Source organism: Actinomycetota bacterium, from assembly GCA_005774595.1.
Classification (GTDB): domain Bacteria; phylum Actinomycetota; class Coriobacteriia; order Anaerosomatales; family D1FN1-002; genus D1FN1-002.
Map to the genome: position 1 here is coordinate 1 of VAUM01000091.1, position 6,522 is coordinate 6,522.

At 70.8% G+C, this 6,522-nt stretch carries 5 protein-coding genes; all 5 read left to right on the forward strand.

Translation table 11 applies throughout. From position 1 onward, the window contains the following. The coding region (locus FDZ70_05110) for a cupin domain-containing protein (protein TLM77851.1) at positions 1-669 on the forward strand (669 nt) is incomplete at its 5' end. 12 nt (positions 670-681) lie between these two features. Beyond that, positions 682-1,794, forward strand: coding sequence for a glycosyltransferase (locus tag FDZ70_05115; protein ID TLM77852.1), 1,113 nt, complete (start codon positions 682-684; stop codon positions 1,792-1,794). Between the two features lie 49 nt (positions 1,795-1,843). Then, positions 1,844-3,217, forward strand: a complete 1,374-nt coding sequence (locus FDZ70_05120; GenBank protein ID TLM77853.1) for a sugar transferase — start codon at positions 1,844-1,846, stop codon at positions 3,215-3,217. An 8-nt stretch (positions 3,218-3,225) separates the two neighbouring features. Next, a complete protein-coding gene (locus tag FDZ70_05125; GenBank protein ID TLM77854.1) occupies positions 3,226-6,129 on the forward strand; it encodes a hypothetical protein in 2,904 nt (967 codons plus the stop codon). 10 nt (positions 6,130-6,139) lie between these two features. Continuing rightward, a partial coding sequence (locus tag FDZ70_05130; GenBank protein ID TLM77855.1) for a redox-sensing transcriptional repressor Rex occupies positions 6,140-6,522 on the forward strand: 383 nt, incomplete at its 3' end.

Below are 6,522 nucleotides of genomic sequence, written 5' to 3' on the forward strand. Positions count from 1 at the left end.
CCGTTCGACACCGCCGTGCTCGAGGTCTCGGGCGCGGTCGCGGTCGTGCCGGCCGAGCTGGCCTGGTCCGACGTCGGCTCCCTGCTCTCGATCGCGCGCCTCGCCGAGCCGGACGAGCGCGGCAACACGCTCGTCGGCCGCGCCGTCGACGTCGGCTCGACCGGCTCGCTCGTCTACTCCGCCGGCCGGCTCGTCGCCACGCTCGGCCTGACCGACGCGCTCGTCGTCGACACCGCGGACGCCACGCTCGTCACCACGCGCGACCGCGCGCAGGACGTGCGCCTCGTCGTCGACGCGCTGCGGGCCGCCGGCGCCGAGGAGGTCGTGCGCCCGCGCGACGTCGCGCGCCCGTGGGGCGGGTGGACGCTGCTCATGCGCGGCGAGGGCTTCCAGATCAAGTCCATCCGCGTCACGCCCGGCGCCCGCCTGTCGCTGCAGACGCACGCGCGCCGCACGGAGCACTGGGTCGTCGTGCGCGGGACCGCGCGGGTGGCCCTCGGCGAGCGGACCGTCACGGTCGCCGCCAACGAGTCCGTGTACGTGCCGCTCGGCATGGCGCACCGCCTCGAGAACCCGGGGACCGAGCCGCTCGAGGTCATCGAGGTCGCCGTCGGCGAGTACCTCGAAGAGGACGACATCGTGCGCCTCGACGACGACTGGGGCAGGTAGGTGAGGCCGCCGATGCGGGTCACCTTCGTCAACAAGTACTACCCGCCGCACCTCGGGGGCATCGAGTACCACCTGCGCGACCTCGCCGAGGAGCTCGCCTCGCGCGACGGCGTAGAGGTGACCGTGCTCGTGGCGAACGAGGGCCGCGCGACCGTCGAGGAGGTCGTCGGCGGGGTGCGCGTCGTGCGCGAGAGCCGCGCGTTCGCGTACGCGTCCACGCCCGTCGCGCCCCGCATGCGCTCGCGGATGCGCGGACTCGTGCGCGAGACCGACGTCTTCCACCTCAACTTCCCCTACCCGTGGGGCGAGGTCGCCTGGCTGTCCGCGGGCCGGGGGGTGCCTTCGGTGGTCTGGTATCACAGCGACATCGTCCGCCAGAAGGTGCTCGGGGCGCTGTACGGACCCGTTGCGGACCGCGTGCTCGACCGCGCGTCCGCGGTCATCGCCGGCTCGCCCCAGATGGCGGCGAACTCGCCGGTGCTGCAGCGGCATGCCGCCAAGGTCCGCGTGGTCCCGTACGGGATCCACACCGAGCGCTACGACGCCACGCCCGAGGTGATGCGGCGCGCCGAGGAGCTGCGCTCGCAGCACTCCCGCCCGGTCGTGCTCTTCGTCGGGAGGCTCGTCTACTACAAGGGTGTCGACGTGCTGCTCCGCGCGCTGCCGCAGCTCGACTGCGACCTCGTCGCAATCGGTAGCGGCCCGCTCGAGGGCGAGCTGCGCGCTCTGGCGGCCGGGCTGGGTTGTGACGGTCGCGTGACGTTCCTGCCGCACGCGGGCGACCTCGACCTGCGCGCGTGGTATCGTGCCGCCGACGTGTTCTGTCTGCCGTCGGTCGCACCTTCGGAGGCGTTCGGGCTGGTGCAGGTCGAGGCGCATGCCTCGGGCACGCCGGTGGTCAGCACGCGGCTCGGGACCGGCGTTGAGTTCGCGAACGAGCACGGCGTCACGGGGCTGACGGTCGAGCCGAACGACCCGGCGGCGCTCGCCGAGGCGCTCGGCTCGCTGCTGGGCGATGAGTCGCTGCGCACGCGGCTCGGCGAGCAGGCGGCGCGCCGCGCGCGCGAGGTGTTCTCGGTCGGACGAATGGCCGACGAGGTGACGGCGGTCTACCGCTCGCTGTGACGAAGGCGCACGGGCCACCGAGCGGAGAGGACGGAGCACGCAACCAGGTATGTCGCGCGGACGCTTCATAGCGCTCTCCGTGGTGCTCGACGCCGTGCTCGTCAACGTCGGGTTCCTGCTCGCGTACCTCCTGCGTTTCGGCGGCCACCTGCCCGAGTTCAACTTCCAGCCGTACCTGTCCCTTGCGCCGATACTCACCGCCGCGTTCCTCGGCGCCGGCTACATCTACGGCCTCTACGAGCCCGAGCGGACCGAGAACCCTTGGGCGGTCGTGCGCGCGGTCCTGCTCTCGGTCACCGTCGGCTCGCTGCTGACCTTCGCGATCGCGTTCGTCGCCGGCACGCACTTCTTCTCGCTGTCGCGCCTCGTGATCGGTATCGCGTGGGCGCTCCAGAACATGTTGCTGGCCGGCTGGCGCATGTCGCTGCTGCGCGTCACCCCGATCCGCTGGCCGCAGCAGCGCGTGCTCGTCATCGGCGTCGGTGGCGTGGCCGTGGAGCTGGCGACCGAGATGCGCCGCCGCGAGGGCTGGGGCTACCGCGTCGTCGGCCTGCTCGCGCGCGACGAGCACGAGCGCATCAGCTCGCCCGGCGAGATCTCCGGCTTCCCCGTGCTCGGCACCGCGTCCGAGGCGGCGGCGGTGGTCGCGGCCGAACGCGTGGACCGCGTGATCGTCGTCTCGCCGGTGGCGCTGCGCGAGCTCGTGGAGAACCTCGCGCTGTCCGACGAGGCGGACGTGCGCGTCGACGTGGTGCCCGAGCTCTACGAGGTCTTCATCGGCACCGTGGACAACCTCATCGGCGACATCCCGCTCATGGAGATCACGCGCCGTACCGTGCCGCCGTGGTACGCGGCGACCAAGCGGGTCGCCGACTTCGTGAGCGCGCTCGCGCTGCTCGTCGTGCTCTCGCCCGTCCTGCTCCTCGCGGCGCTGGCGATCCTCGTCTCGATGGGCCGGCCGGTCACGTTCAGCCAGGAGCGCGTGGGCAAGGACATGAAGCCGTTCCGAGTGCACAAGTTCCGGACCATGGTGCGCGATGCGGAGAAGGACACCGGCCCGGTGCTCGCCGCCGACGACGACGCGCGCATCACGCCGCTCGGCCGGTTCCTGCGCACCTTCCGCATCGACGAGCTGCCGCAGCTGCTCAACATCCTCGCCGGTGAGATGAGTTTCGTGGGGCCGAGGCCCGAGCGGGGGTTCTTCGTGGAGCGCTTCGCCCGCGACATCCCGGGCTACCGCGAGCGGTTCCGCGTCAAGCCGGGCGCCACGGGGCTCGCGCAGGTGAGCGGGTCGTACGCCACGACGCCCGAACGCAAGCTGAAGTACGACCTCATCTATATGTATCATCAGAACCTGCTGATGGACGTCCAGATACTCGTCGAGACGCTGCGCGTGGTCCTCACGGGCCGGGGAGCGCGGTAGGAGGCCACGTGGCGGCTGCACAGAGGTCCAACCCGAAGAACGTCAACGCGAAGGGCGCCGGCCCCGGCAAGGGCGTCGCCAAGCAGGGCGGCAAGGCGGCGCCCGCGCCCGCGCAGGTGCGCGCGCCCAAGCACGAGAGCGCCTCGCTGCGGCTGGCGTGGTGGTGCCTGCATCTGATCGTCTTCCTCGTGCCCATCGCGATCTCGAACCTGACGTGGACGCACCTGTGGTCGCTGCCTCTGACCTACGACCAGTTCGACATCGCGAAGATCGTCGTGATGCGGGCGCTCACGCTCATCGGGTTCGGCGCGTGGGCGTGGCACGTGCTCATGGCCGGCGGGCAGGTCCGCTTCATCCGGCGTGGCGGCGCGAAGCCGTTCCGCTTCTTCACCTGGTTCGAGTTCCTCGTGCTCGCGATGCTCGTGTGGCTCGCCATCACCACGCTCACCTCGATCCACCCGCCGACGGCGCTGTTCGGCAAGTACCGCCGTTTCGAGGGTCTCGTGTCCTTCATCAACTACGCGACGGTGTTCTTCCTCACCATCCAGCTCGCCGACCGCCCGTCGCGCATCCGGTCGGTCATCGTGACGCTCTTCTTCTCGAACCTCATCGTGAGCGGCTACGCCGTCCTGCAGTTCTTCGGCACCGTCACGCCCGCGCTGGCGTCGGCGGTGACCGCGCTCGGGATGCGGTTCGCCGCACTCGGTCCGCTGGTCGTCGCGGGGGCGTCCGGGATCGCGGCGGTATGGCGACGGGAGCGCGACGGCCTGCACGCGTTCGAATGGGCGGGCGTCGCCTCGCTGGCGTGGGCGGTCGTGATCTCGGGCATCTCGTTCACGGCACAGTACGCGAGGTTCGCGCCCGCGCTGCGGTACGAGTGGCTCCTGCTCGTCGCCGCGGCCTTCGGCGGCGCGACCTGGGTCTGGATGTCGCTGCCGCCCGAGCGCAAGTCCGGCTACCTCAAGGCCACCGCGGTCGTGCTGGCGCTGTCGCTGCTGCTCGCGGCCTACGTCGGCGCGGCGATCTCGGGCGCCAAGACGATCGCTGCTCAGACCGGCGTGGCGTACGAGTCGGCCAGGGTCAGCCTCGATCTCATCCGCTGGGGCGAACTGCCCTTCGAGGCGAACCGGGGCTTCTCGACCTACGGCAACCCGGACCTGCTCGGCGGCTTCCTCGTGTTCCCGCTCCTCATCTGCCTCGCGCTCGCGCTCTCGGAGCAGTCGCGCTGGTGGCGCGCGCTGTACTGGGCGGGCTTCCTGCTGACGGCCGTCGCTTGGATCACCGCGTTCGTCCGTGGCGCGTGGGTCGGCGGAGTCATCGGCCTGTTCTTCTTCGCCATCTCGGCGTGGCGCAGCGGGGTGAAGCTGCGCAGGATCGACTGGGCGCTCGTCGTCGTGGCGGTCGTCGTGGTCGCGATCATCGTCGGCATCAGCCTGAAGTCCGAGAGCGCGGTGCTCAACGTCGGCGAGCGCATCTCGTCGATCTTCAAGACGAGCGAGGGCTCGGCGCTCACGCGTATGCAGATCTGGCAGGCGGCCGCCTCGGCGGTCGCCCACAAGCCCATCCAAGGGTTCGGGCTCGACACCTTCCGGCTCCTCTTCCCGAAGTACAAGCCCTATGAGTACGTGCAGGCGGCCGGCTACCTCTCGGTCGCGGACAACGTGCACGACTACCCGCTGCAGCTCGCCACGGGCGTCGGCATACCCGGGCTCATCCTCGTGTACGGTGTCTTCTTCGTCGCCGCGTGGCTGGGCGGTCCGATGGCCTTCGCCAAGGGGGGCGGCGGGCCGCGACTGCTGCAGGCGGGCATCTGGGCGGCGTGCGCCGCCTACGTGGGGCACCTCTTCTTCGGCCTGTCGGTGACCGGCTCGACGATCTTCATCTGGATCCTGATGGCGCTGCTGCTGTCGCCGCTCGCCGAGACGCGCAAGGTCTCCGCGCCCTCCTGGGGCACAGTGGTCTCAGTCATCGTGCTGATCGCGTGCGGCGCGCTGTTCATCGGCAACATCGTCTACGCATACGCTGACCGGTACTACCTCAAGGGCCGCATCGGGTCGGGCGGGATGGACCGCGTCCGGGCGATCGAACAGTCCATCAAGCTGAACCCCACCAACGACATGTACCGCTCGGAGCTGGGGCTCGCCTGGCAGGACATCGCGGTCAACTCGATCCTGCAGGCGCGCCAGGCGCAACAGTCGGGCCAGGACGCGACGGCCTCGTACGAGCAGGGGGTCTCGGCGTTCGGGCAGGCCGAGAGCGCGCTGAAGTCCGCCATCGCCTTCGTGCCGACCGAGTATGACAACTACGTCTTCCTCTCCAACCTGTACAACTTCGGCGCCGACTACCTCGATCCGAAGTACCGGGCCCAGGCGGTGGCGACCGCGCGCGAGGGCACGATATGCGAGCCGTACGGTCCGGCCGTGCGCTACCAGCTCGCGATCGCGCTGGCCGGCGAGAACAAGCTCGACGAGGCCATCAAGGAGATCGCGTACGCGGTCGCGATGGACACGAACTACTTCGAGGCGTGGGTGCTGCTCGGAGACCTGAAGCAGCAGAAGGGCGACGCTGCGGGCGCGCTCGAGGCGTACCTCGGGGCGATGAGGGCCTCGCCGGGCAACGTCAACTGCCGCAACGCGTTCGAGCAGGGGTACCTCAAGATGCTCGGCACGGACAGGAAGGCCGACGCGCTCGCCGCGCTCAAGGCCGCCATGGGGTACTCGCCGTCCTGGGCAAAGGGCGCGGTGCTCCTCGGCGAGCAGCTGACCCTGTCGGGAGACGCCGCGGGAGCCGCGAAGCTGTACCGCGACACGCTCGCCCTACTCCCGGAGCCGCCCGAGGACGCCGACAGCGCGCAGAAGATCAAGGCAGCGCTCGCCGCCCTCGAGGCGTCGGGCACGATCGGGAACAGGTAGGACGCGCGCGATGGCGAGAACGGACGCGGGACGCCCGAGCACGCCGGAAGCGACGGTGCGGCGGCTCCCCGTCTACCTCCGCTGCCTGTTGGAGCTCGAGAACGCCGGCACTGCCGTCGTCTCGTCCGAGCGGCTCGCGGACCTGGCGGGCACGAACGCCGCGCAGGTCCGCAAGGACCTCTCGGTGCTCGGCGAGGGGGGCGTCCGCGGTATGGGCTACGACGTCGCCGGGCTGGCGACCCGCCTGAGGCAGCACCTCGGCCTCGACCGCGGCCGCCGCGTCGCAATCGTCGGCTTCGGCCGCATCGGCTCCGCGCTGCTCGGGTACCCGGGCTTCGCGGCCCGCGGATTCGACGTCGTGGCGGTCCTCGACTCCGACCCCGCCAAGATCGG

What these genes read in the sequence shown, in the direction of transcription:
- FDZ70_05115 (TLM77852.1), top strand. Translation starts at nt 682, where the DNA reads ATGCGGGTCACCTTCGTCAACAAGTACTACCCGCCGCACCTCGGGGGC.
- FDZ70_05120 (TLM77853.1), top strand. Translation starts at nt 1,844, where the DNA reads ATGTCGCGCGGACGCTTCATAGCGCTCTCCGTGGTGCTCGACGCCGTG.